The organism is Methylobacterium sp. 174MFSha1.1, from assembly GCF_900116815.1.
Lineage (GTDB): Bacteria > Pseudomonadota > Alphaproteobacteria > Rhizobiales > Beijerinckiaceae > Methylobacterium.
The window spans coordinates 13930-34528 of the sequence record NZ_FPCB01000058.1 but is presented as its reverse complement, the minus strand read 5'-3'; the positions used below and the strand labels follow the sequence as shown (position 1 = coordinate 34528).

The window sequence follows — 20599 nt, the reverse complement described above, 5'->3', positions numbered from 1 at the left end:
ATCTAGGCCGTAGTGAGGAATTAACTATCTGAGCCAGATGGCGATGGCCGCGAGCTTGACGAAGCCCATGTAGTTGGCAAGCAATTTGTCATAGCGCGTGGCCACCCGCCGAAATTGCTTCAGCTTGTTGAAGAAGCGCTCGATCTGGTTGCGCTCCTTGTACACATCGCGATCAAATTCACGTGCGACTTTGCGGTTGCGGCGCGGTGGGATTACCGCCGTCGCGCCGCTCGCACTCACGACCTCAACCAAGCGGTCCGCATCATAACCTTTGTCGGCGATCACGGATCCAGGCTCGAAGCCGTCAAGCAACGCACAACCGCGTGTCACGTCGTGTTCCTGGCCAGGGCCGCCCATCAGCCGGACAGGCAAGCCAAGACCATCCGTGGCCGTATGGATCTTCGTCGTCAGACCACCGCGTGACCGACCCAAGCCCTGGGCATCCGCCCCCCTTTAATCTTGCGCGCTCCCGCAGCCTGACTGTGCGCTCGCACAATCGTCGCGTCCAGCATCAGCCAGTCCAGATCAGCCTCCTGGGCCAGGACATCCAGCATCTCGTCCAAGACACCACGGGCAATCCAGTCGTAATAGCGCCGCTTGACCGTGTCGGGTTTGCCAAGCCGCTCCGGAAGATCCTTCCAGCGGCCACCCGACCGGGCCATCCAGAGCAGCGCATCAAGAAAACGCCGATTGTCGGCGCGGCGTCCGCGTGTTCCTTTCCGGCCGCCAGGAACCAGCACCTTCAGGCGCTCCCATTGCTCGTCGGTCAGGGCATCGGGATCTTGCGACATGGCTGGAACTCCTCCGGCCACAATCAGCAACCGCAACCTTGCGCCAGGCTGGTGTTCATTAATTCCTCACTACAGCCTAGAATATTATTCAATCTGCACTCACGAATTTGACAATCACAGGGTCATTCCGGGGCCGCGGAGCGGAGCCCGGAATCCAGAAACTCAGGTCGATCAGGAAGAGGCGGAGAGCATTCCGCTTGATCCTGAACCATCAGCGGCTCTGGGCGTGCCTGCGGCACTCCGGGCTCCGATTTCGCGGCCCCGGAATGACCCGGAGGGTCTTGAGACTGCCGAGCCAGTCAAGCAGGCTCCCAGGACGAGCCGAGACACCAAAGCGACATCAGCGAGCCCGGGATAGAATCGTCCCGACGGCCGCCCGCGCTTCCTCGCGGTCGGCTTTCTCGACGGTCACCTCGTATCCCTGGTTTTCGCCCTCGTCGGCAGCGAGGCCGTCTCGGCCATCAGCCTGCGGCGAGCGAGCCGCAGCGAGAGGAGTCGCTATGACGAGACGTAGGGCGAGCCTGCCGCCCCTCACCGATGCCGAGGAGGCGGAGATCCAGGCCGGGATCGCGCAGGATCCCGACAATCCGGAGATCACGGCCGAGCAGTTCGCCCGGATGCGGCCTGCCGCCGACGTGCTGCCGCCCGCGCTCTACGCGGCCCTGACGCGGCGTGGCCGGCCCAAGGCCGAGGTGACGAAGGTGCCGGTCACGATCCGCCTGGACCGGGACGTGGTGGAGGCATTCAAGGCAACCGGCGACGGCTGGCAGACCCGGATGAACGCTACCCTCAAACGGGCGGCGAAGCGGCTCGGGACGCATTGAGGCGATCCGCGCCTGCCCGGCCCTTTGGCCGGTCCGGGGGCCCTACACGTCTATGCCCCGGCTCGCGAGGTCCCGGCGCAGCGCGTCGACCGACGTGAAATGATGGGCGTGGAGGCCCGCCGCCCGCGCTCCCGCGACGTTCTCGGGGAGGTCGTCGATGAACAGCACGGCCGGCGGCTCCACCGCGAGTGCCGCGAGGCAGCGCTGGAAGCAGGCGATCTCGGGCTTGGCTGTGCGGAACGACGCCGACGCGTAGATCCGATCTCCGAACAGCGGCCTGAGCCTCGGGCAGACGACGTCGATGTGCTCGGTCAACAGCTCCGGGTTGTTCGTCAGGACCGCGATGTCCTTCGACGCCCGCAGCCGCTCGACGAGGGCGAGCATCGGCTCGTTCGGCGCGACGGCGGCACGACGTGCCTCCAGCCACTCTGTCAGGCTGACCGGGTATCCGATCCGGTCGCCGAAGGCCTGGAGATAGTCCTGCGGCGCGAGGACTCCTCTGTCCCCTTGGAACTCCAATCCGCTGTCCCAGATCGCGGCGTAGATGTCGTCGGCAGGGATGCCGGTGATCCCCGACAGATGTTCGACGCGTCGGCGTCGGTCGTAGTGGTACAGGACATTGTCGAGGTCAAACAAAACGAGTGTGATGTCAGCGACCATGCTCGCCGATGCCCCCTGCTCCAGGTTCTCTTGCTACAAGTTCTCCTGCTCCAAGGCGACCGAGACGAAGGGCCTCTCCGCCGTGCGCGCCGGTGACATCGGGGACGGTCTCGGACTGTTCGTCAACCTCGCCGATTAGGGATCGGTCATCGCGACCGAAGCCGGAACCGGTCGCGGCGCGGCCACCGCGACCGGCGGAGTCAGCGCCACCGACGGCGGCACCGGCCCCAGGCACCCGGTGCAGACCGAGGCGATCGCCCGGTTGGCCCGGGCAGTGATCCGCGCCTCGAACGCCTCGCGGGCCGCGACGGCGCGGGCGAGAGCCACTTGGCGCGCAGCCTCAGCCTGGCGGGCTGCCGCAGCGGCATCGACGCCGGAGCCCTCCTCCGGTGCCTCGTCCCGCGGGCGGATGCGCAGCAGCAGGGGCGCGCCGCCCAGCGCCAAGCCGCCCATCTCCGTGGCGGCGGAAACGGGCTCGGGGACCGCCTCCTGCGCGTGGGCCACGCCGGCAAGGCACCCCACGACGGCGAGGAACGGGAACGCGGCGGGGCGCATGGCAACTCCCTGGCTGGCGACCGGCAGGGTCGGCCGGCGGGGTTAGCGCGGCCTTAACCATAACAGCCAAGCCGCCGGATCGGTTCACCCGCGTCGCCCGCGCCACACCCGGGCTGGCGACGAATCCCGTCCCGGAACCTCGGCCGCACACGAGAACGTGACCGGGCCTGCCCCTCGAAACCCGGCACCTTCGCATTCAGGGTGCATTCAGTGCCCGGCGACGATGGTCCCCGGCATGCGCAACCTCGCTCTCCTCCTGCTCCCCGCCCTCGTCGGCCTCGCCGGCGCTTCGGGCTGGCTCGCGGCCGCGGAGGAGCGGGACGAGACCGCCACGGGCGCCGTGCCGGCCCAGCCGCTGAAGGCGGTGGAGACGCACCAGACCTGCCTCTCCTCCGGCGACCTGCGCGAGGCGGTGGCGGAGAAGCGCGTGGTCGAGCCGGTGGCGGCGATCCGGGCGGCGCGGGCCGCCGTGCCGCGGGCCGACATCGTGCGGGCCAATCTCTGCCGGCGGGACGAGACGCTGGTCTACATGCTGACGGCCTTGCGCAAGGACGGCCAGTTCGTGCACGTGATGGTGGATGCCCGGTCGGGACAAGTGTCCGGCCAGTGGTGAAACGCGGGTTTGTTCTGAACTGAGGGGTTCGGGTCGTGCGTCTGCTGGTGGTCGAGGATGACCGGGATCTCAACCGCCAGGTCGTGAGCGCCCTGGAAGAGGCGGGCTACGCCGTCGACAAGGCGTTCGACGGCGAGGAGGGCGCCTTCCTCGGCGAGACCGAGCCCTACGACTGCATCATCCTCGACATGGGCCTGCCGAAGGCCGACGGCGTCTCGGTCCTGTCGGGCTGGCGCCGGGCGCAGAAGAAGACGCCGGTCATCATCCTCACCGCCCGCGACCGCTGGAGCGACAAGGTCAACGGCTTCGATGCCGGCGCCGACGACTACGTGACGAAGCCCTTCCACATGGAGGAGCTGCTGGCCCGGGTCCGGGCGCTGCTGCGCCGCACCGCCGGCCACGCCACGAGCCAGATCAGCGCCGGCCCGGTCGTCCTCGACACCCGCTCCGGCCGCGTCTTCGTCGACGGCAGCCCGGTCAAGCTCACCTCGCACGAGTACCGGCTGCTCTCCTACCTGATGCATCATACCGGCCGGGTCGTGTCCCGGGCCGAATTGACCGAGCACCTCTACGACCAGGATTTCGACCGCGACTCGAACACCATCGAGGTCTTCGTCGGGCGCCTGCGCAAGAAGCTCGCGGTCGACCTGATCCAGACCGTGCGCGGCCTCGGCTACCTGATCGACGCGGGCGCCGGCGGAAAGCAGCCGTGACCGGGCCCGGCCGGGCCACGGCCGAGGCGCCACCGGCGGCGGAGACGGGCCTCGCCGGCGGCGTCGCCCCGGCCTCGCCCCGCCGCTGGCTGGGCTGGCGGCCGTGGCGCAAGCGCTCGATCGCGGTACGCCTCGCCGTCTCGTCGCTGCTCGCGAGCGCGCTGATCCTGCTGATCGCCGGGCTGATCCTCTCGACCCTCTACCGCGAGACCACCGAGCGGGCCTTCGACAGCCGGCTCCTCGTCTACGCGAACGATCTCGCGACCAACCTCGTCTCGCCCTCCGATTCCGAGGCGCGCAGCTTCGGGGCGCTCGGCGATCCGCGCTTCGACCTGCCCCTGTCGGGCTGGTACTGGCAGGTTGGCCGGCCGAACGCCCGCCCCAGGGACCTGCGCACCTCGCGCTCGCTGGTCGGCGTGCCGCTCCAGCCGCCCGACAACGCCGTCGGCGAGGCGGGCGCCGGGCAATTGCGCAAGGGCTACGGCAAGGCGCAGGACGACCGGCCGCTGCGCATCATCGAGCGCACCGTCGATCTCGGCGAGGAGGGCCGCTACCTCGTGCGGGTCGCCGGGCCCTCGGACGAGATCGCCGCCGACATGCGGCGCTTCACCTTCGCGCTCACCACCACCTTCGCGCTGCTCGGCCTCTCGCTCGGCCTCACCACCCTGCTCCAGATCCGCTTCGGCCTCGCCCCGCTGATCAAGCTGCGGGCGGCGCTCGGCGCCATCCGCCGCGGCGAGGCGGACCGCATCTCGGGCGAGTACCCGCAGGACATCGCGCCGCTCGCCGGCGAGGTGAACCTGCTCCTCGAGACCAACCGCGAGATCCTGGAGCGGGCGCGCACCCAGGTCGGCAACCTCGCCCACGCGCTGAAGACCCCCTTGAGCATCATCGTCAACGAGGCCTCGGCGGGGGACGCCCACAGCGAGCTCGCGGTCAAGGTGCGCGAGCAGGCCGCGGTGATGCGCGACCAGGTGAACTACCACCTCGACCGCGCCCGCGCCGCGGCTTTGGCCGGCGCGCTCGGCACCTTCACCGACGTCGAGCCGGTGGTCGCGGCTTTGGTGCGCACCTTCGGCAAGATCTTCTACGACAAGGACCTGACCTTCGACACCAGCGTCACCCCGGGCCTGCGCTTCCGCGGCGAGCGCCAGGATTTCGAGGAGATGATCGGCAACCTCGTCGACAACGCCGCCAAGTGGGCGCAGTCGCGCGTCTCGATCCGCGCCGAGGTGATCGGCCAGGGCGAGTACCCGCACCTCATCGTCACGGTGGAGGATGACGGGCCGGGCCTGCCGCCGGAAGCCCGGATCGCCGTGCTGGAGCGCGGCCGGCGCCTCGACGAGACCAAGCCCGGCTCAGGGCTCGGCCTCTCCATCGTCTCCGACCTCGCCGCCCTCTATCGCGGGCGCCTGCGCCTCGACGCGGCCGCACTCGGCGGCTTAAGGGCAGTGATCGAGGTGCCGGGCGATGCGAGCCCGGCGGCCGCGCAGGCCTGACGGCCCGCGCGCGACGGGGTTCTCAGTTCGGCATGATCCTGCAGCGGAGCGAAGCGTTCTACGGCCGGGCCGAGGTGCGGCAGGGCCGGCCGGCCCTGCGCCTGGTCGAGAATGCCCATTACCTCATGCGGGTGCCCCAGCTCGACAAGATCCCGGTGATCTTCGACGCCGCGGGCCGGATGGTGCCCGAATCCCTCGACCACCACAGTGGCGAGCGCACCCCGACCTGGCAGACCACCGAATGGCCGGAGGGGCAGGGCCCGGTGACCGACACGGCACCGGAGGGCACCTACCTCTATGTCGGGGCGATCCACCCGCATTACGGCCACTTCGTCATCAACACGCTGGCGCGGTTCTGGCCGCTCCTCGATGTCGCCGGGGGGGCCTTGCGCCCGACCCTGCTCTGCCACGGGCCCGGGCCCGACGCGGACTGGAGCGGGACCCCGTTCATCCCGGAGATCCTCGGCCGGCTGGGCCTCAGCGTTTTGGATCTCACGACCTTCGGCCGGCCGGTGCGGATCCCGACCCTGCTCGTGCCCCAGGCCGCCCTGCAGCAGGACGACTACGCCTTCCCGGTCCTGGCCGATCTGTGCCGGGAGATCGGGCGCGGCTACTACGCGCCCGAGGAGGTCGATGCCGACCCGCAGCCGGTCTACCTGTCGAAGACCCGCCTGACCGGCGGCGTGCGCCGCTTCTCCAACGAGGAGGCGGTGACGGCCGTGCTGGAGCGCGAAGGCGTGCGGATCGTCCACCCGGAGCTCCTGAGCTTCCCCGAGCAGGTGCGCCTGTTCGCCCGCCACCGGGTGATCCTCGGGGCCAACGGCTCGGCCTTCCACACCCTGCTCTTCGCGCCCCCTCGCCGGCGGGTGATCGCCCTCGCCGACCGGCTCAAGCTGAGCGCGACCTACCGGCTGATCGACCTCATCACGGGCACTGAGGCGCATTACTACTATCCGGTCGGGACCCGCAGCCACGCCGGCGACGGCTTCACCGTCAACTTCGTGCTGCGGGAGCCGGAGACCGTGGCGGCGGAGCTCCTCGACAAGATCGCCCGGATCGACACCCTGCGGGAGAGCGACCTGCGGAGCGATCCCGGCGCCTGGCACCTCTCGCCGGCGATTCCACCCCTGCCGCCCCGGCCCGGCGGGCTGCTGGGGCGCCTGCGCGGGGTGGTCCCGGGGCTCGGCTGAGGCGAGCCGGCATTCCCCCGCGGCATGGACTGCGCTAAAGCCGGCCCAGCCCCGGAGCCGAGTCTCACCATGCCCGACCTCGACGCGATCGCCGCCCGCCACGGCGTCGGCCCCGACGCCGTCCGCCACCTCCTCGACGCGCTCGCCCGCGGCCACGGCCGGATGGCGCAGTTCAACCATCCCGATCTCGGCGGCATGGGCCAGTGGTCCGCCGGCGGGATGACGATGATCGGCGACATGTTCAATTCCGGCCTGAAGGCCCGGGTCGTCGCGCTCTGCGACGAGCTGGCGCCGCTCGCTACCGCGATGCCGGCGGAGGGCGGGAGCGTCCAGTCCCAGGGATTCTCGGGACATGGTTTTTCGGGGCAGGGTTTCGGCGGGTCCTGGTGGCCCGAGGGTCTGGGCCAGCCGGCCACCTCCGGCTCGCAGAACGACGCCCGCTACGCCTTCTTTCCCGAGGCCCGGCGCCTCGCCATCGAGAGCGGCGGCCGGGTGACGCTCTACGATACCGGCGACCACCGGATCGGCGGCGTCTCGCAGCAGCAGGGCTCGCTCCATTCCCTGAGCTTCACCAGCCAGTTCGGCCCGGTGCGGCTCGACGAGCTGCCGGTGGTGGGAGAGCCCGGCCAGGATGCGCGCCCCGCCCCGCAGGCCGCGCCGGCGCCCGCGCCGGAATCTTTCGCGGCGTCCTCGTCCCAATCGGCCGATGCGCCGAGCGGGGACGTGTTCGGGATGATCGAGCGCCTGTCGGAGCTGCACCGCCGGGGCGCGCTCACCGAGGCCGAGTTCGCCGCGAAGAAGACGGAGTTGCTGGCGCGGTTGTGAGAGGCGCTATCGATCACCCTGGCGACCCGTTGTCAAACATGACATCATCGACCGATGCCAGATCGCTTGAAACCGATATCCTGGCTGAAACCAGCCAGGAAAGAGTTCGAGGGATTTCCGGCAGGCGCGCGTGAGCGCGTGCTGCAGGCACTGGATATCGCCGCTTCGGGAAGCATGGCTGGGATCGCGAAACCTCTGAAGGGGTTTGGCTCTGGCGTCTTCGAGGTTGCGCTCAAGTTTCGGACCGACGCTTTTCGTGTGGTCTACGCCGTGCAGCTCGGTGATGCGCTCTGGGTCGTGCACGCGTTTCAGAAGAAGTCGACGTCAGGCATCAAGACCTCGCAAGGGGACCTCGATCTCGTGCGGCAGCGGATCAAACAGATCGTGGAGCACTTAAGCAATGGGTAACGATGACTTCGTTCACGGCAGCGGCAACGTCTGGGAAGATTTCGGCTATGCCGATGCCGACATGCGCCAGGCAAAAGGCCAGCTGGCAGCGCGCATCATCGCTGCGCTCGACCAGCGGCAACTCACGACCCGTAGGGCGCACGAGCTAACCGGATTCGCCGCGGCCGATTTCTCGCGGGTCCGCAACGCCGATTACGGACGTTTCACGTTGGATCGGATGATCCGCATGCTTCACGCGCTCGATGCGGAGGTGGAAGTCAGGATCGCGTTCGAGCGGCGAGTCCACGCACCACAGCCCAGCCACCATCTCGAACGCACCTGATCATCAATTAACATTGGTTGATGATCAGGTTGTTTACGCACAGGAAGACAAACTCCACCCATACTCCTCCGCCGCCGCGACCTTCCGGTGGAAGGCGAGCCTGCGGTCGTATTCCAGCGGGTCCTTCGGCTTCACCAGGGCGCCGGGGGGCACGTTGAGCCAGTCGACGAGGCGGGTCAGCATGAAGCGGAGCGCCGCGCCGCGGGCGAGGAGCGGCAGCACTTCCACCTCGCGGGGTTCGAGCGGGCGCACGGCCTGGTAGGCGGCGATCATCGCCTGGCCCTTGGTGCGGTTGAAGGAGTAATCCGCCTCGAAGCACCAAGCGTTGAGGCAGATCGCCAGGTCGTACGCGAAGGAATCGGTGCAGGCGAAGTAGAAGTCGATTAGGCCCGAGACCTCGTCGCCGAGAAAGAACACGTTGTCGGTGAAGAGATCGGCGTGGATGACGCCGCCGGGCAGGCCCTGCGGCCAGGATCGTTCCAGGAGCTCCAGGTCCGCGCGGGTGCGATCGGCGAGGCCGAGGGCGACGCGGTCGGCCTGGGCCTCCGCCGCCTCGAAGAGCGGGCGCCAGCCGGCGACCGAGAGGGCGTTCGGCCGCTGCATCGGGAAATCGGCACCGGCAGCGTGCAGGCCGGCGAGCGCGGCGCCGAGCGCCCGGCAGTGCCTGACGCCGGGCCGGCGCACCGAGACGCCCTCCAGGAACGACACGATCACCGCCGGCCGGCCGCAGAGCCGCCCGAGGGTCTCGCCGTCGCGGGTGCGGATCGGCTGCGGGCAGGCCAGCCCGTTGGCGGCCAGATGCTGCATCAGCCCGAGGAAGAACGGCAGGTCGCCCTCCCTCACCCGCTTCTCGTAGAGCGTGAGGATGTAGGAGCCGGTGGTGGTGTGCAGGATGAAGTTGGTGTTCTCCACCCCCTCGGCGATGCCCTTGTAGGACAGGAGATCGCCGATCTCGTAGGCGGCGAGAAAGGCGGCCAGCGCCTCGTCCGGAACCTCGGTGTAGACCGCCACGGTCGTTCTGCTTCGCTCAAAGAATGGATGAAGAAAAGGAAGGGCCGGCGCTTCAGATGAATGCGCGGGATCCCCTCTCCCGAGTGGGAGAGGGGTAGGGGTGAGGGTGGCTCGGGTTCAGAATCAAGCCCCAACCGTAGAGCTGCGCAGCTCTACGGTTCAGGATCATTGCGGAAGCCGAGCCACCCTCACCCCCGGCCCCTCTCCCACACGGGAGAGGGGAGCGCGCCTCATCCAGCGAACGTCAGGAAGTGGAAGGGACCTGCCCTACTCCGCCGCCTCGCTGCGCAGCTCGCGCGGCAGCGGGAAGACCATGTCCTCGGTCGTGGTCGAGACGGTGTCGACCGTGACCTCGTAGCGGGTCGCGAAGGCGTCGATGATCTCTTCCACCAGCACCTCGGGGGCCGAGGCGCCGGCGGTGAGGCCGAGGCGGCGGATGTCGGAGAAGGCCTCCCAGTCCAGGTCCTCGGCGCGGTTGACGAGCCGGGTGATCGGGCAGCCGACGCGCTCGGCGACCTCGCGCAGGCGCTGCGAGTTCGAGGAATTCGAGGAGCCGACGACGATCAGCGCGTCGACGAGGGGGGCGACCTGCTTCACCGCCTCCTGGCGGTTGGTGGTGGCGTAGCAGATGTCGTCCTTGTGGGGGCCGACGATCTTCGGGAACTTGCGCTTCAAGGCCTCGACGATGTGGTGGGTGTCGTCGACGGACAGCGTCGTCTGGGTCACCCAGGCGAGATTATCGCGGGTCGCGGGCTCCAGCGCCTCGATCTGCTCGACATCCTCGACCAGGGTGATCGAGCCCTTGGGCAGCTGGCCCATGGTGCCGACGACCTCCGGGTGGCCGGAATGGCCGACCAGCAGCACGTGGCGGCCGCGCTTGTGGTGGATCTCGGCCTCGCGGTGGACCTTGGTCACCAGCGGGCAGGTCGCGTCGATCGTGGTGAGACCACGGGCGACCGCGTTCTGCGGCACGGTCTTCGCCACGCCGTGGGCGGAGAAGATCACCGGGGCCTTGCCGTCCGGCACCTCGTCGAGCTCGGCGACGAAGACCGCGCCTTTGCGCTTCAGGCTCTCGACCACGTACTTGTTGTGGACGATCTCGTGGCGCACGTAGACGGGCGGGCCGTAGAGGGCGAGGGCCCGCTCGACCACGTCGATGGCCCGCACCACGCCGGCGCAGAACCCGCGCGGCGCGCACAGGAGGATCTCGAGGGGCGGCTTCGCGGGCGCGGCGGCACCGGCGTCGGTCTGGTTCACGGAGGCGCTCATGATCCGGGATGTGGCGAGGCGGGGCGGCCCCTGTCAACCTCTTGTGCCACGCAATCGTGGCGAACAACAGGTCGCGCGCGCGACACCTCCCCTGCGGCAGCCGCGTGACGGCCGGCGCGGGAACCCGCGGGCGGGCCGAAACCGGGTTCGCTCGCCGGCCCCGTTCGGGTTAAGGGAGGGTCTGAGCCGACCTCGAACCCGGGAGAATCCCGCGCGATGGCGACCGCCGCCGACCACGCCAGCTTCCTGCCGCCGGTCCTGACCTTCCTGTCCGCCGCGGTGATCGGCGTGCCGATCTTCCGCCTGCTCGGGCAGAGCGCGGTGCTCGGCTATCTCGTGGCCGGCGTCGTCATCGGCCCGTCGGGCCTGTCGCTCATCACCGAGCCGGAGACCGCCCGCAGCGTCTCGGAGCTCGGGGTGGTGCTGCTCCTGTTCATCGTCGGGCTCGAACTCGAGATCTCGCGGCTGATCTCGCTCCGGCGCGACATCCTCGGCCTCGGCACGCTCCAGCTCGGGCTCTGCGCCCTGACGCTCGGGGGCCTCGGCTACCTGTCGGGCCTCTCGGGCGGCGCCGCGACGGTGATCGGCATCGCGCTCGCCCTCTCGGCGACGGCGGTTGCGCTCCAGCTCCTCGAAGAGAGACGCGACCTCGCATCCCCTTACGGCCAGCGCGCCTTCGCGGTGCTGCTGTTCCAGGACCTGTCGATCGTCGGCATCCTGGCGCTCCTGCCGCTGATCGCCCAGACCGGCACCGGCGGAGGCGGCGAGGCCTGGCTCGGCACCGCCCTGCAATCGGCCGGGACCGCGGTCGCGGCGGTGATCGGGGTGGTGCTGGTCGGCCGCTACGGCCTCAACCCGTTCTTCCGCCTCTTGGCCGCCAGCGGCGCGCGCGAGGTGATGACCGCGGCCGCGCTCCTCGTGGTGCTCGGCACCGCCCTCGTCATGGAGGAGGTCGGGCTGTCGATGGCGATGGGGGCGTTCCTCGCCGGGCTGCTGCTCGCGGAATCGAATTTCCGCCACCAGCTCGAGGCCGACATCGAGCCGTTCCGCGGCATGCTGCTCGGCCTGTTCTTCATGAGCGTCGGCATGTCGATCGACCTCGGCCTCGTCGGCCAGAACTGGCTCGGCCTGTCGGCCGCCACGGTGGGGGCGATCCTGATCAAGGTCGCGCTGGTCGCGGGGCTCTTCCGGCTGTTCGGCTCGTCCTGGCTCGACGGCTTGCGCGGCGCCGCCGTGCTGGCGCCGGCGGGCGAGTTCGCCTTCGTGCTGCTGCCGGTCGGCCAGGAGCTCGGCCTCGTCGACGGGCCGTCCGGGCGTCTCGCCATCGCGCTCGCCGCCATCACGATGCTGATCGGGCCGATCGGCGCCAAGGTGCTCGACGGGGTGCTGTCGCGGCGCGCCACCGCCCCGCACGAGCCCGAGCACGAGGCGATCGAGGGCGCCGAGGCGCGGGTCCTGGTGATCGGCTTCGGCCGTTTCGGCCACATCCTCAACCAGGTGCTGCTGGCGCAAGGCCTGAGCGTCACGGTGATCGACAAGGACGTCGAGCAGATCCGCAGCGCCGCCCGCTTCGGCTTCCGGGTCTATTACGGCGACGGCACCCGCCTCGACGTGCTGCGCTCGTCGGGCGCCGGCAAGGCGGAGGTGGTGTGCATCTGCATCGACGACCCGGAGGCGACCCTCAAGATCGTCGACCTCGTCCATGCCGAGTTCCCGGCGGCGCGCACCTACGTGCGGGTGTTCGACCGGGTCCAGGCGATCGAGGCGATGGGCCGCGACGTCGACTACCAGATCCGCGAGACCTTCGAATCGGCCCTCGCCTTCGGCCGCGCCACCCTGGAGGCGCTCGGCCTCTCGCCCGAGGAGGCGGCGCGCACGGTCGACGACGTGCGCAAGCGCGACCTCGCCCGGCTGGTGCTGCAGCAGGCCGGCGAGCCCCTCGACCGGGGCGACCCCCTGCGCAGCCTGGTGCGGATCAAGCCCGAGCCCCTGACCGCGCCGCTCCACGCCTCGCACGGCCTCAACCCGGAGACCGAGGACATCATCGCCCGCGAGCGGGCCGGCGCCGATGGGTGAGGTGCGCCCTCCCGACCAGGATATCGCCGACCCCGCCGCCCCGACCGCCCGCTTCGTCACCGGCTCCACCCTCCGCCACGTGGTGGTGATGGCGGCGACCGGCTCGGTCGGCCTGATGGCGATCTTCGTCGTCGACCTCCTGTCGCTGCTCTACATCGCGCGGCTCGGCGATCCGGTGCTGACGGCGGCGGTGGGCTTCGCCACCATCGTCCAGATCTTCGCGGTCTCGATCAATATCGGGATGATGATCGCGGTCGGCGCGCTCGTCTCGCGGGCGCTCGGGCGCGGCGACGTCGGGGAGGCGCGCCGGCTCGCCGCCTCGTCCCTGGTCCTGGCGGTGGTCGCCTCGGGCTTGGTGACGGCGCTGATGCTGCCGCTGCTCACCCCGTTCCTGACGCTGATCGGCGCGTCACCCGAGACGGTGCCCGCGGCCCGGACCTTCCTGTGGATCGCCCTGCCCTCGTGCCTCCTGATGGCGCTCGGCATGGGGTTCTCCAGCGTGCTGCGGGCGGTGGGCGACGCGCGGCGCGGCATGAACGTGACGCTCGCCGGCGCCGCCGTCACGGTGGTGCTCGATCCACTGCTGATCTTCGGCTTGAATCTCGGGATCGAGGGGGCGGCGGTCACGATCGTGATCGCCCGCCTCGCCTTCGCGTGGGTCGGCTATTCGGGCGCGGTGCGCGTCCACCGGATGGTGGCGAAGCCGACCCTCGCGGCGGTACTCGATGATGCCGGGCCGATCCTGCGGGTCGCGCTGCCGACCGTGCTCACCAACCTCGCGCCCCCGGTGGCGAGCGCCTTCCTCGCCCACGTCATGGCGGGGTTCGGCACCGCGACGGTGGCCGGCAACGCGGTGGTCGACCGGGTGGTGCCGGTGGCCTTCGGCGGGCTGTTCGCGCTCTCCGGCGCGGTCGGGCCGATCCTCGGCCAGAACTGGGGGGCGGGCCGCTTCGACCGGATGCGCGCGAGTCTTCGCGATGCCGCCCTGGTGACCGGGTTCTACGTCGGCACTGTCTGGCTCGCACTCGTCGTCGCCCGCGCGCCGCTCACCGCCCTGTTCGGGCTCTCGGGCGCGGGCGCCGACCTCCTCGGCTTCTTCTGCTACGCCGGCGGGGCAATCTGGTTCTTCAACGGGTTGCTGTTCCTCGGCAACGCCTCGTTCAACAACCTCGGCTTCCCGCTCGCGGCGAGCGCGCTCAACTGGGGCCGGGCGACCCTGGGGACGATGCCGACAGCCTTGCTCGGCGCGCATCTCGCCGGGCCGGAGGGGGCGATGGCCGGGATGGGGATCGGATCGGCCCTGTTCGGGGTGGTGGGGCTGGCGCTGGCGTTCCGGACGGTGGGGGTGCTGGAGCGGAGGGAGGCAGAGGCCGATCCCGGCGTCGCGGCCCGGCCGGTCGCGGAGCCGGTACCCTAGGGGAGGAGCCCGACCGGTTCAGTAAAAAATCCGGAATGACGGACAATATACAAGAGCCGACTTGATCGACCTCTACAGGCTTATCACGCTCCACGTCATTCCGGGGCCGCGCAGCGGAGCCCGGAATCCAGGACCGCGGATGGTACAGGATGAAGCGGATGCCGATCCGCCTCGTTCTGTACAACTTGAGTATCTGGATTCCGGGCTCCGCTTCGCGGCCCCGGAATGACGTGGAGGGTAAAAAGGCTGTCGAGACAATCAAACAGGCTCCAAGATTTCAGCAGGCCGATCGAAGAGGATCCCGGGCTCGCCACGCCGTCGATCCCGATCGATGCCGGAGACACACAGGCGCGAAAACGGCGGGTGACCCGGGCAACCGGCTTGCCCCACGGGAAGCGTAGCCGTACACCAGCTCCATGCAGACGGGGCGGACGAGCTGGGTGACCCTTCGTGCGGTGATCGCCGTCACCGCCTTGTACGCGCTCGCCCTGCAAGCCATTCTCGCGAGCGCGCTGGTCACCGTCCCATCAAGCTCTCGTCTTCCAAGCCTTCTCCATGTTCTGTGCGCTCCGGACGCCGATTCGTCGCCCGGCGATCCAGCCGGAACGCCCCCGGCCCATCACCATCCGGCCTGCTGCACGGCGGCGCAAAGCCTCAACGCCCTGACCGCTCCCGTCCTGGAATCGGCTGCCGTCATCTGGCCGGTCCGCAGGGCGACGGGCGTGTCGTGGCGCCCGGAGGTCGCCGCCCATCCCCGCGCGCCGCCCGGGATCCGTGCCGGCGCGAGAGCGCCCCCCATCGTCTGACCGATCGCCTCTCCGCTCAGTCAGACGATGGATGTCAGCCATGTCCCATATTCCGCAGGTCGTGCCCGGTGCCGCCCTGCTCTTCACGCTGCTCGCCGCCGTGCCGGCCGTCGCGCAGACGCCGGAATCGAGCACCATCCCGCTCGACGAGATCACGGTCGCGGGTGCCGCCCCGCCGAGTCCCGGCACCGCCCCCCGCGCCGGCGAGACCGCCGGGTCCGTCACCGTGCCGAGCGTCGCCCGGCAGCGTGCCGCCGTGAACGCGACCGTCGGCTCCGTGGCCTTCATCGACGCCGCCGACTTTCAGAACCGCTACGCCAACACGTTGCGGGACGTCCTCAAGGACACGCCCGGAATCTTCGTGCAGGAGCGCTATGGCCAGGAGCTGCGGCTGTCGATCCGCGGCTCCGGCGTCGCCCGCGGCTTCCATCTGCGCGGCATCGAGCTGCTGCAGGACGGCATCCCGCTCAACCTCGCCGACGGCAGCGGCGACTTCTACCAAATCGATCCCCTCGCCCTGCGCTCCATCGAGGTCTACAAGGGCGGCAATGCCCTGACATTCGGGGCCACGACCCTCGGCGGCGCGGTCAATTTCGTCACGCCGACGGCCCACACGGCCCTTGCCCCGAATATCCTGCGGATCGACGGCGGGAGCTTCAACACGATCCGCGAGAGTTTCCAGTTTTCCCGGATCTCGGGTCCTGCCGACTTCCTGATCAGCGGCACGGTCACCAACTCGGACGGCTACCGCGCGCACGAGGCGCAGCGCACGCAGAACATCAATGCCAATCTCGGCTACCAGCTCGCGCCCGGGGTCGAGACACGGTTCTATCTCGGCTCCTACGTCACCGACCAGAAGCTGCCCGGCACCCTGACCCTGTCCGACGCCCTCGCCAATCCCCGCCGGGCGAACGCGACCGCGATCAGCGGCAACCAGTCCCGGCAGGTCGAGACCCAGCGCATCGCCAACCGGACCTCGTTCCTGCTCGATGTCGGCAAGCTCGACATCGACAGCTGGGCGATCCACAAGTCGCTCTACCATCCGATCTTCCAGGCCATCGACCAGGACGGCTGGACCTACGGCATCGCACCGCGCTGGGCCGGCACGATCGATGTCGGCGGCTACCGCACCGACACGATCCTCGGCCTGCGCGCCTTCGCCGGGCAGAACTCGGCTTTGCAGTTCCAGAACGTCGCCGGCCAGCGCGGGGCCCAGACCCTCAACGCGCTCCAGAGCGCCTCGAACTACGAGGCCTATGGCGAGAACCGGTTCTGGTTCCTGCCCGACCTGGCCCTGATGACCGGCGCCAAGCTGTTCTCCTCGAACCGGACCTACAGCAACAAGGGCGGATTCTCCGCCAATCCGACCGTGCAGTTCGGCAACGTCACCTACGAGGGGGTCAACCCGAAGCTCGGCCTGCTGTGGCAGCCGCTGCCCGACATCCAGGTATTCGGCGACGTCACCCGCTCGCGCGACGTGCCGGACTTCAGCGATCTCGCACAGACGAACGCACTGCGGACCACGTTCGTGCCGCTGGAGGCCCAGCGCGCCTGGACCGTCGAGGCCGGCACGCGCGGCCGCATCGACCGGTTGGCGTGGGACGTCACGGTCTACCGCTCGCAGCTGCGCGACGAGCTGATCAACTTCTCGATCAATCCGGGCCTCAACATCCCGGCCGCGACCTTCAATGCGCCCCGCACGATCCACCAGGGCGTCGAGGCCGCCGTCACCCTCGAAGTGGTACGGGACCTCACCGGCGTCGGCGACACGCTGAGCCTGACGCAGATCTGGACCCACAACGACTTCCGCTTCGTGCGCGATCCGGTGTTCGGCAACAACCGGATCGCCGGGATTCCGGACGACGTGCTGCGCACCGTGCTCGGCTACGCCCATCCGAGCGGCTTCTACCTCTCCCCCTCGCTGGACTGGGTGCCGCGCGGCGCCTTCGCCGACCACGCCAACAGGCTGCGCGTCCCGGGCTACGCGCTGGTCAACCTCCAGACCGGCATCGACTTCAGGAACGGCGTGTCGCTCTTCGTCGATGCCCGCAACCTCACGGATGCGCGCTACGTCTCGGACATCTCCGTGGTGACCAATGCTGCGGCCACCGCCGGCGGTGCCGCGGCTCTGGCCGCGTTCTATCCCGGCACTGGCCGCAGCGTCTTTGCCGGACTGCGCGCGGCGTTCTGAGCGTACACCCCTCGCGCCTGCCGGCCGACTTGCCGGCAGGCGGACGGACCGTCCGCCCCGACCGGGATCGCTGCCGTCACGGCCGCGGCCCCGCCACCACCCCGGCGTCGTGCAACCGCGCCACCTCCCCGTCGCTGTAGCCGATCTCGGCCAGGATCTCGTCGGTGTTCTCGCCTAAGCTCGGCGCCCGGGTCGGCGGCACCCGCTCCACGTCCGAGAACACGATCGGGTTGCCGGGCGTCAGGTACGACCCGATCCCCGGATGCTCCAGGCGGGAGAACATCGGGTTGTCGGTCGAGCAGTCCGGATCCTCCTCGACGACCTGGCGGAAGGAGCGGTAGCGGGACCAGGTGACGCTGCGGGCCTGGAAGTCGCCCGCGAACTCGTCGAGCCGACGGCTGGCGAAGAAGGGGGCCAGCACAGCCGTGATGGCGTGGCGGTGGGCGTAGCGCTCGCCCTCGCGCGCCAGGTCGGCGCCGAGTTCGGCGGCGAGAGCGTCCATCTCGGGCTTCGTGCCGGTCGCGGCCTGGAGGTTGTCCCACTGGCGCTGGGTCAGCGCCACCACGATCACCCGCTCGCCGTCGCGGCAGGTGAAATCCTGGGCGTAGGCGCCGTAGAGGGCGTTGCCGACCTTGGGCCGGTCGGTGCCGTTCACCGTCACCTCGCCGATGATGCCGAGATTGCCCAGCATGGCGAGCGCCATGTCCTTGAGCGCGAGCTCGACCACCTGGCCGCGGCCGGTGAGGCGGCGGTGGCGCTCGGCCGCCAGGATGCCGAGGGCGGCCTGCTGGCCGGTGATGCAGTCCCAGGCCGGCAGCACGTGGCCGACCGGCTCGGCCGAGCCCTCCGGCCCGGTGGCGCTGGGAAAACCCACCGCCGGGTTGACCGTGTAGTCCACCTGCGGCCCGCCGTGGCGGTCGCCGGTGACCGACATCATGATCAGGTCCTCGCGGTGCTTGCGGAGCGACTCGTAGTCCATCCAGCCGCGCACGCGCAGGTTGGTGAGGAAGATGCCGTTGCCCTCGCCGGGCTGGCAGATCAGGCGGGTCACCACCTCCTGGCCGCGGGGGGTCGCCATGTCGACCGCGAGGCTGCGCTTGCCCTTGTTGAGCCCGGCCCAGAACAGGCTGCGGCCCTGGTCGGTCACCGGCCAGCGCGCGTGGTCGAGCCCGCCGCGGATGCGGTCGAACCGGATCACGTCCGCGCCCATCTGCGCCAGCGTCATGCCGGCGAGCGGTGCGGCGACGAAGGCCGACCCCTCGACGATGCGCAGACCCGCCAAGATCTTGACCATGCCGTCCTCCCCGCGTGGTGCCACCCCGAGCGATTTTTTTTGAAGACTTTTGCCGCCCGAGCTTACGGCAGTGGACGCTGCGGTAAAGGCCGGGATTGTTCGCCCGATCGCGCGCGAGATCCTCACGACGTGCGGACTACCATCCGGCCCGGTCCGGTTCATGATATCGACCGAATCGAACGCAGGAGGGCGACGATGGCCGGATCCACGCACGCTGCCACCCCGGCGGCTCTCGCGGTCGTCCCGCGGGCCGAGCTGGAGGCCGATCCCCACGCCGTGCTCGCGCGCCACCGCGCGGCGGCGCCCTGCATCCGGACCGACGACGGCGTGGTCATGCTGCTGCGGGCGCGGGACGTCCAGGCCCTCGTCACCGATCCGCGCACGCGGCAGGTGGAGACGGAATTCGCCCGGGCGCGCGGCATCACGGCGGGGCCGCTCTACGAGTTCTTCCGGCAGACGGTGCTCCTGTCGAACGGCGAGGTCCACCGGCGCCGCCGCGCGCCGATCGCCCACACCTTCGCCTTCCAGGTCGTGGCGGCCCTGCGCCCGCGCATCCGCACCCTCGCTGAGGAATTGGTGGACGAGCATCGCCCGCGCGGCCGGATGAACCTGCTCGCCGACTACGCCGCCCCCCTCCCCGCCCACGCGATCGCGACGATCCTGGGCCTCCCCGAAGGCGACGTGCCGGCCTTCACGGCGTGGGTCTACGCGATGTCCCGCGCCCTCACCTCGGCCTGGGGGCCGCAGGATTACCCCGAGGCCGACGAGGCGGCGCGACGGCTCATCGCTTACGTCGAGGACCTGGTGGCGGAGCGCCGCCGCGCCCCGCGGGACGACCTGATCTCCGCCCTGCTGCCGTCGATCGCCGAGGACGATCCGGACGCCGCCGCGGAGGCGCGCATGCAGATCGTCTCCCTGATCGTGGCGGGCAGCGACACCACCCGCGCGGCGCTGGCGATCCAGGCCGGGCTGCTGCTCGGGCATCCGGACCAGTGGGAGGCGGTGTGCCGCGACGAGGCGCTGATCCCGGGCGCGGTGGCCGAAGCGTTGCGCTTCGAGCCGGCGGTCGGCTCGTTCCCGCGCTTCGCCCTGGCCGAGATCCCGCTCGAGGGCGCGGTGCTGCCCGCCGGCGCGCTGCTCTCGCTCTCGACCCTGTCGGCGATGCGCGACCCGTCCCTCTACGCCGAGCCGGACGTCTTCGACATCCGCCGGACCGACCATCCGCGCTGGCACGTGGTCTTCGGCGGCGGGGTGCACCGCTGCCTCGGCGAGGCCCTGGCCCGGATCGAGCTGGAGGAGGGTTTGCGGGCGCTGACGAGGCTGCCCGATCTGCGCCTGGAGCGGCCGCTGACCGTGCGCGGCTCGGCCGCGATCCGCCGCGTCGAGGAGCTGCCGGTGGCGTGGGCGGTGTAGGGAGGGGAATAGAATAAGTTGGCGCGCGGCGCGCCGACATCCTGCGAGCGAGCGTTATGGGTGAGGCCGCACCGTCGAGGATCGCTCGATTCACGCGACAGTCCTGCCATCCTCGGTGTCATCCCGGGGCCGCGTAGCGGAACCCGGGATCCATAACCGCTAACGGTTCAGGATGAAGCGGAACATCACCCGCCTTGTCCGGCGACCTCGGCGGCTATGGATCCCGGGTTCCGCTTTCGCGCCCCCGGGATGACATCGAGGGTGTCAACTCTCCTAGAGTCCACCGAAACGGGCACAGGATCCAATCTCTTCGCGGAGGAAGAGGAATCCCGCGCCCCATTTCTCAAGGTCATCTGGTCAGAAGAGGCGCCTCACGCCTCCCGCGCCCGCCCCTCCACCGCGCGCCCGTCCCGGGCGGCGAGCCGCACGGTCACGGCCGGCGGCGGGGGCTGGCGCTGCGCGCGGCGTCGATGCACCAGGGGCACGGTCGGATCCTGCGCGAACGGCAGGTCGAGCACGCCCACCACGTCGTTGCGGGTGAGGCCGATGTCTTTCAGCGCCCGGTCGTCGAGCTCGGCAAGGCGGTAGGCGGCGCGGCGGTGGAGCCACAGGGTGACGATCCGGGCCACGATCTGCGCGGCCTTGCGACCGGCGACGAGCGCCAGCGAGAGGACACCGAAGAGGGGGGCGAAACTGATCGTCATCGTGGTCTCCGGCGGGAG

The 20599-nt window shown here is 70.0% G+C and carries 20 protein-coding genes; 13 read left to right on the top strand and 7 right to left on the bottom strand.

Annotated features, from left to right (window positions below; all coding sequences use genetic code 11):
- Positions 1-24: 24 nt before the first annotated feature.
- Positions 25-791 (bottom strand): IS5 family transposase gene (locus BM430_RS31580; protein WP_093569542.1). Its coding sequence is split into 2 segments (ribosomal slippage): positions 25-443 and positions 443-791, totalling 768 coding nucleotides; the frame shifts between segments, so codons are not numbered across the junction.
- Positions 792-1291: 500 nt separating this feature from the next.
- Here BM430_RS31580 and BM430_RS31575 point away from each other — a divergent pair.
- Complete coding sequence (locus BM430_RS31575) at positions 1292-1615, top strand: BrnA antitoxin family protein (protein ID WP_093571158.1); 324 nt, start codon at positions 1292-1294, stop codon at positions 1613-1615.
- 42 nt (positions 1616-1657) lie between these two features.
- Here BM430_RS31575 and BM430_RS31570 read toward each other — a convergent pair whose 3' ends face one another.
- Positions 1658-2275 carry an HAD family hydrolase gene (locus tag BM430_RS31570; RefSeq protein WP_093571157.1) on the bottom strand — a complete coding sequence of 206 codons (618 nt, stop codon included), beginning with the start codon at positions 2273-2275 and terminating at the stop codon, positions 1658-1660.
- Positions 2276-2410: 135 nt separating this feature from the next.
- Positions 2411-2830: a hypothetical protein gene (locus BM430_RS35440; RefSeq protein ID WP_244539757.1), complete on the bottom strand. Its 420-nt coding sequence runs from the start codon at positions 2828-2830 to the stop codon at positions 2411-2413.
- A 235-nt stretch (positions 2831-3065) separates the two neighbouring features.
- On the opposite strand from BM430_RS35440, the gene BM430_RS31560 reads away from it, so the two are divergent.
- The 7 genes from BM430_RS31560 to BM430_RS31530 all read left to right on the top strand — a co-directional run bounded on the left by BM430_RS31560 (position 3066) and on the right by BM430_RS31530 (position 8400).
- On the top strand, positions 3066-3443 hold the full coding sequence (locus tag BM430_RS31560) for a PepSY domain-containing protein (RefSeq protein WP_093571156.1): 378 nt from the start codon (positions 3066-3068) through the stop codon (positions 3441-3443).
- A 35-nt stretch (positions 3444-3478) separates the two neighbouring features.
- Positions 3479-4156, top strand: a complete 678-nt coding sequence (locus BM430_RS31555) for a response regulator transcription factor (RefSeq protein WP_093571155.1) — start codon at positions 3479-3481, stop codon at positions 4154-4156.
- Positions 4157-4245: 89 nt separating this feature from the next.
- On the top strand, positions 4246-5655 hold the full coding sequence (locus BM430_RS31550) for a sensor histidine kinase (protein ID WP_093571161.1): 1410 nt from the start codon (positions 4246-4248) through the stop codon (positions 5653-5655).
- A gap of 32 nt (positions 5656-5687) precedes the next feature.
- Entirely contained in the window at positions 5688-6845 is a 1158-nt protein-coding gene (locus BM430_RS31545; RefSeq protein ID WP_093571154.1) for a glycosyltransferase family 61 protein, read from the top strand.
- Positions 6846-6914: 69 nt separating this feature from the next.
- Positions 6915-7670 (top strand): SHOCT domain-containing protein, encoded by a 756-nt coding sequence (locus BM430_RS31540; protein WP_093571153.1) that lies wholly within the window; start codon positions 6915-6917, stop codon positions 7668-7670.
- 54 nt (positions 7671-7724) lie between these two features.
- The gene (locus tag BM430_RS31535) at positions 7725-8078 is read left to right on the top strand and encodes a type II toxin-antitoxin system RelE/ParE family toxin (RefSeq protein ID WP_093571152.1); all 354 of its coding nucleotides are present in this window, start codon (positions 7725-7727) and stop codon (positions 8076-8078) included.
- Positions 8071-8400 (top strand): helix-turn-helix domain-containing protein, encoded by a 330-nt coding sequence (locus BM430_RS31530; RefSeq protein WP_093571151.1) that lies wholly within the window; start codon positions 8071-8073, stop codon positions 8398-8400. Before BM430_RS31535 ends, BM430_RS31530 begins: the two co-directional genes overlap by 8 nt.
- A gap of 33 nt (positions 8401-8433) precedes the next feature.
- On the opposite strand, the gene BM430_RS31525 is transcribed toward BM430_RS31530, so the two are convergent.
- Positions 8434-9411, bottom strand: coding sequence for a homoserine kinase (locus tag BM430_RS31525; protein ID WP_093571150.1), 978 nt, complete (start codon positions 9409-9411; stop codon positions 8434-8436).
- A gap of 267 nt (positions 9412-9678) precedes the next feature.
- A complete protein-coding gene (gene ispH / locus BM430_RS31520; protein WP_093571149.1) occupies positions 9679-10680 on the bottom strand; it encodes a 4-hydroxy-3-methylbut-2-enyl diphosphate reductase in 1002 nt (333 codons plus the stop codon).
- A 216-nt stretch (positions 10681-10896) separates the two neighbouring features.
- Here ispH and BM430_RS31515 point away from each other — a divergent pair, with 216 nt between their 5' ends.
- The 4 genes from BM430_RS31515 (at position 10897) to BM430_RS31500 (ending at position 17170) form a co-directional block, all read left to right on the top strand.
- Complete coding sequence (locus BM430_RS31515; RefSeq protein WP_093571148.1) at positions 10897-12756, top strand: monovalent cation:proton antiporter-2 (CPA2) family protein; 1860 nt, start codon at positions 10897-10899, stop codon at positions 12754-12756.
- On the top strand, positions 12749-14173 hold the full coding sequence (locus BM430_RS31510) for an MATE family efflux transporter (protein WP_093571147.1): 1425 nt from the start codon (positions 12749-12751) through the stop codon (positions 14171-14173). Before BM430_RS31515 ends, BM430_RS31510 begins: the two co-directional genes overlap by 8 nt.
- 440 nt (positions 14174-14613) lie before the next feature.
- Entirely contained in the window at positions 14614-14979 is a 366-nt protein-coding gene (locus BM430_RS31505; protein ID WP_244539756.1) for a DUF2946 family protein, read from the top strand.
- 40 nt (positions 14980-15019) lie between these two features.
- On the top strand, positions 15020-17170 hold the full coding sequence (locus BM430_RS31500; RefSeq protein WP_093571145.1) for a TonB-dependent receptor family protein: 2151 nt from the start codon (positions 15020-15022) through the stop codon (positions 17168-17170).
- Between the two features lie 76 nt (positions 17171-17246).
- On the opposite strand, the gene BM430_RS31495 is transcribed toward BM430_RS31500, so the two are convergent.
- Positions 17247-18464, bottom strand: coding sequence for a CoA transferase (locus tag BM430_RS31495; protein WP_093571144.1), 1218 nt, complete (start codon positions 18462-18464; stop codon positions 17247-17249).
- Positions 18465-18659: 195 nt separating this feature from the next.
- Between BM430_RS31495 and BM430_RS31490 the strand changes: the two genes are divergently transcribed.
- Entirely contained in the window at positions 18660-19877 is a 1218-nt protein-coding gene (locus BM430_RS31490) for a cytochrome P450 (RefSeq protein ID WP_093571143.1), read from the top strand.
- Positions 19878-20248: 371 nt separating this feature from the next.
- Here BM430_RS31490 and BM430_RS31485 read toward each other — a convergent pair whose 3' ends face one another.
- Complete coding sequence (locus tag BM430_RS31485) at positions 20249-20581, bottom strand: DUF1127 domain-containing protein (RefSeq protein ID WP_093571142.1); 333 nt, start codon at positions 20579-20581, stop codon at positions 20249-20251.
- Positions 20582-20599 lie beyond the last annotated feature (18 nt).

Bases quoted from the DNA above. Each gene is read 5' to 3' on its own strand.
- BM430_RS31500 (WP_093571145.1), top strand. From the start codon at position 15,020: ATGTCCCATATTCCGCAGGTCGTGCCCGGTGCCGCCCTGCTCTTCACG.
- BM430_RS31510 (WP_093571147.1), top strand. From the start codon at position 12,749: ATGGGTGAGGTGCGCCCTCCCGACCAGGATATCGCCGACCCCGCCGCC.
- BM430_RS31575 (WP_093571158.1), top strand. From the start codon at position 1,292: ATGACGAGACGTAGGGCGAGCCTGCCGCCCCTCACCGATGCCGAGGAG.
- BM430_RS31515 (WP_093571148.1), top strand. From the start codon at position 10,897: ATGGCGACCGCCGCCGACCACGCCAGCTTCCTGCCGCCGGTCCTGACC.
- BM430_RS31540 (WP_093571153.1), top strand. From the start codon at position 6,915: ATGCCCGACCTCGACGCGATCGCCGCCCGCCACGGCGTCGGCCCCGAC.
- BM430_RS31485 (WP_093571142.1), bottom strand. From the start codon at position 20,581: ATGACGATCAGTTTCGCCCCCCTCTTCGGTGTCCTCTCGCTGGCGCTC.
- BM430_RS35440 (WP_244539757.1), bottom strand. From the start codon at position 2,830: ATGCGCCCCGCCGCGTTCCCGTTCCTCGCCGTCGTGGGGTGCCTTGCC.
- BM430_RS31495 (WP_093571144.1), bottom strand. From the start codon at position 18,464: ATGGTCAAGATCTTGGCGGGTCTGCGCATCGTCGAGGGGTCGGCCTTC.
- BM430_RS31570 (WP_093571157.1), bottom strand. From the start codon at position 2,275: ATGGTCGCTGACATCACACTCGTTTTGTTTGACCTCGACAATGTCCTG.
- BM430_RS31490 (WP_093571143.1), top strand. From the start codon at position 18,660: ATGGCCGGATCCACGCACGCTGCCACCCCGGCGGCTCTCGCGGTCGTC.
- BM430_RS31560 (WP_093571156.1), top strand. From the start codon at position 3,066: ATGCGCAACCTCGCTCTCCTCCTGCTCCCCGCCCTCGTCGGCCTCGCC.
- BM430_RS31530 (WP_093571151.1), top strand. From the start codon at position 8,071: ATGGGTAACGATGACTTCGTTCACGGCAGCGGCAACGTCTGGGAAGAT.
- BM430_RS31545 (WP_093571154.1), top strand. From the start codon at position 5,688: ATGATCCTGCAGCGGAGCGAAGCGTTCTACGGCCGGGCCGAGGTGCGG.
- BM430_RS31535 (WP_093571152.1), top strand. From the start codon at position 7,725: ATGCCAGATCGCTTGAAACCGATATCCTGGCTGAAACCAGCCAGGAAA.
- ispH (WP_093571149.1), bottom strand. From the start codon at position 10,680: ATGAGCGCCTCCGTGAACCAGACCGACGCCGGTGCCGCCGCGCCCGCG.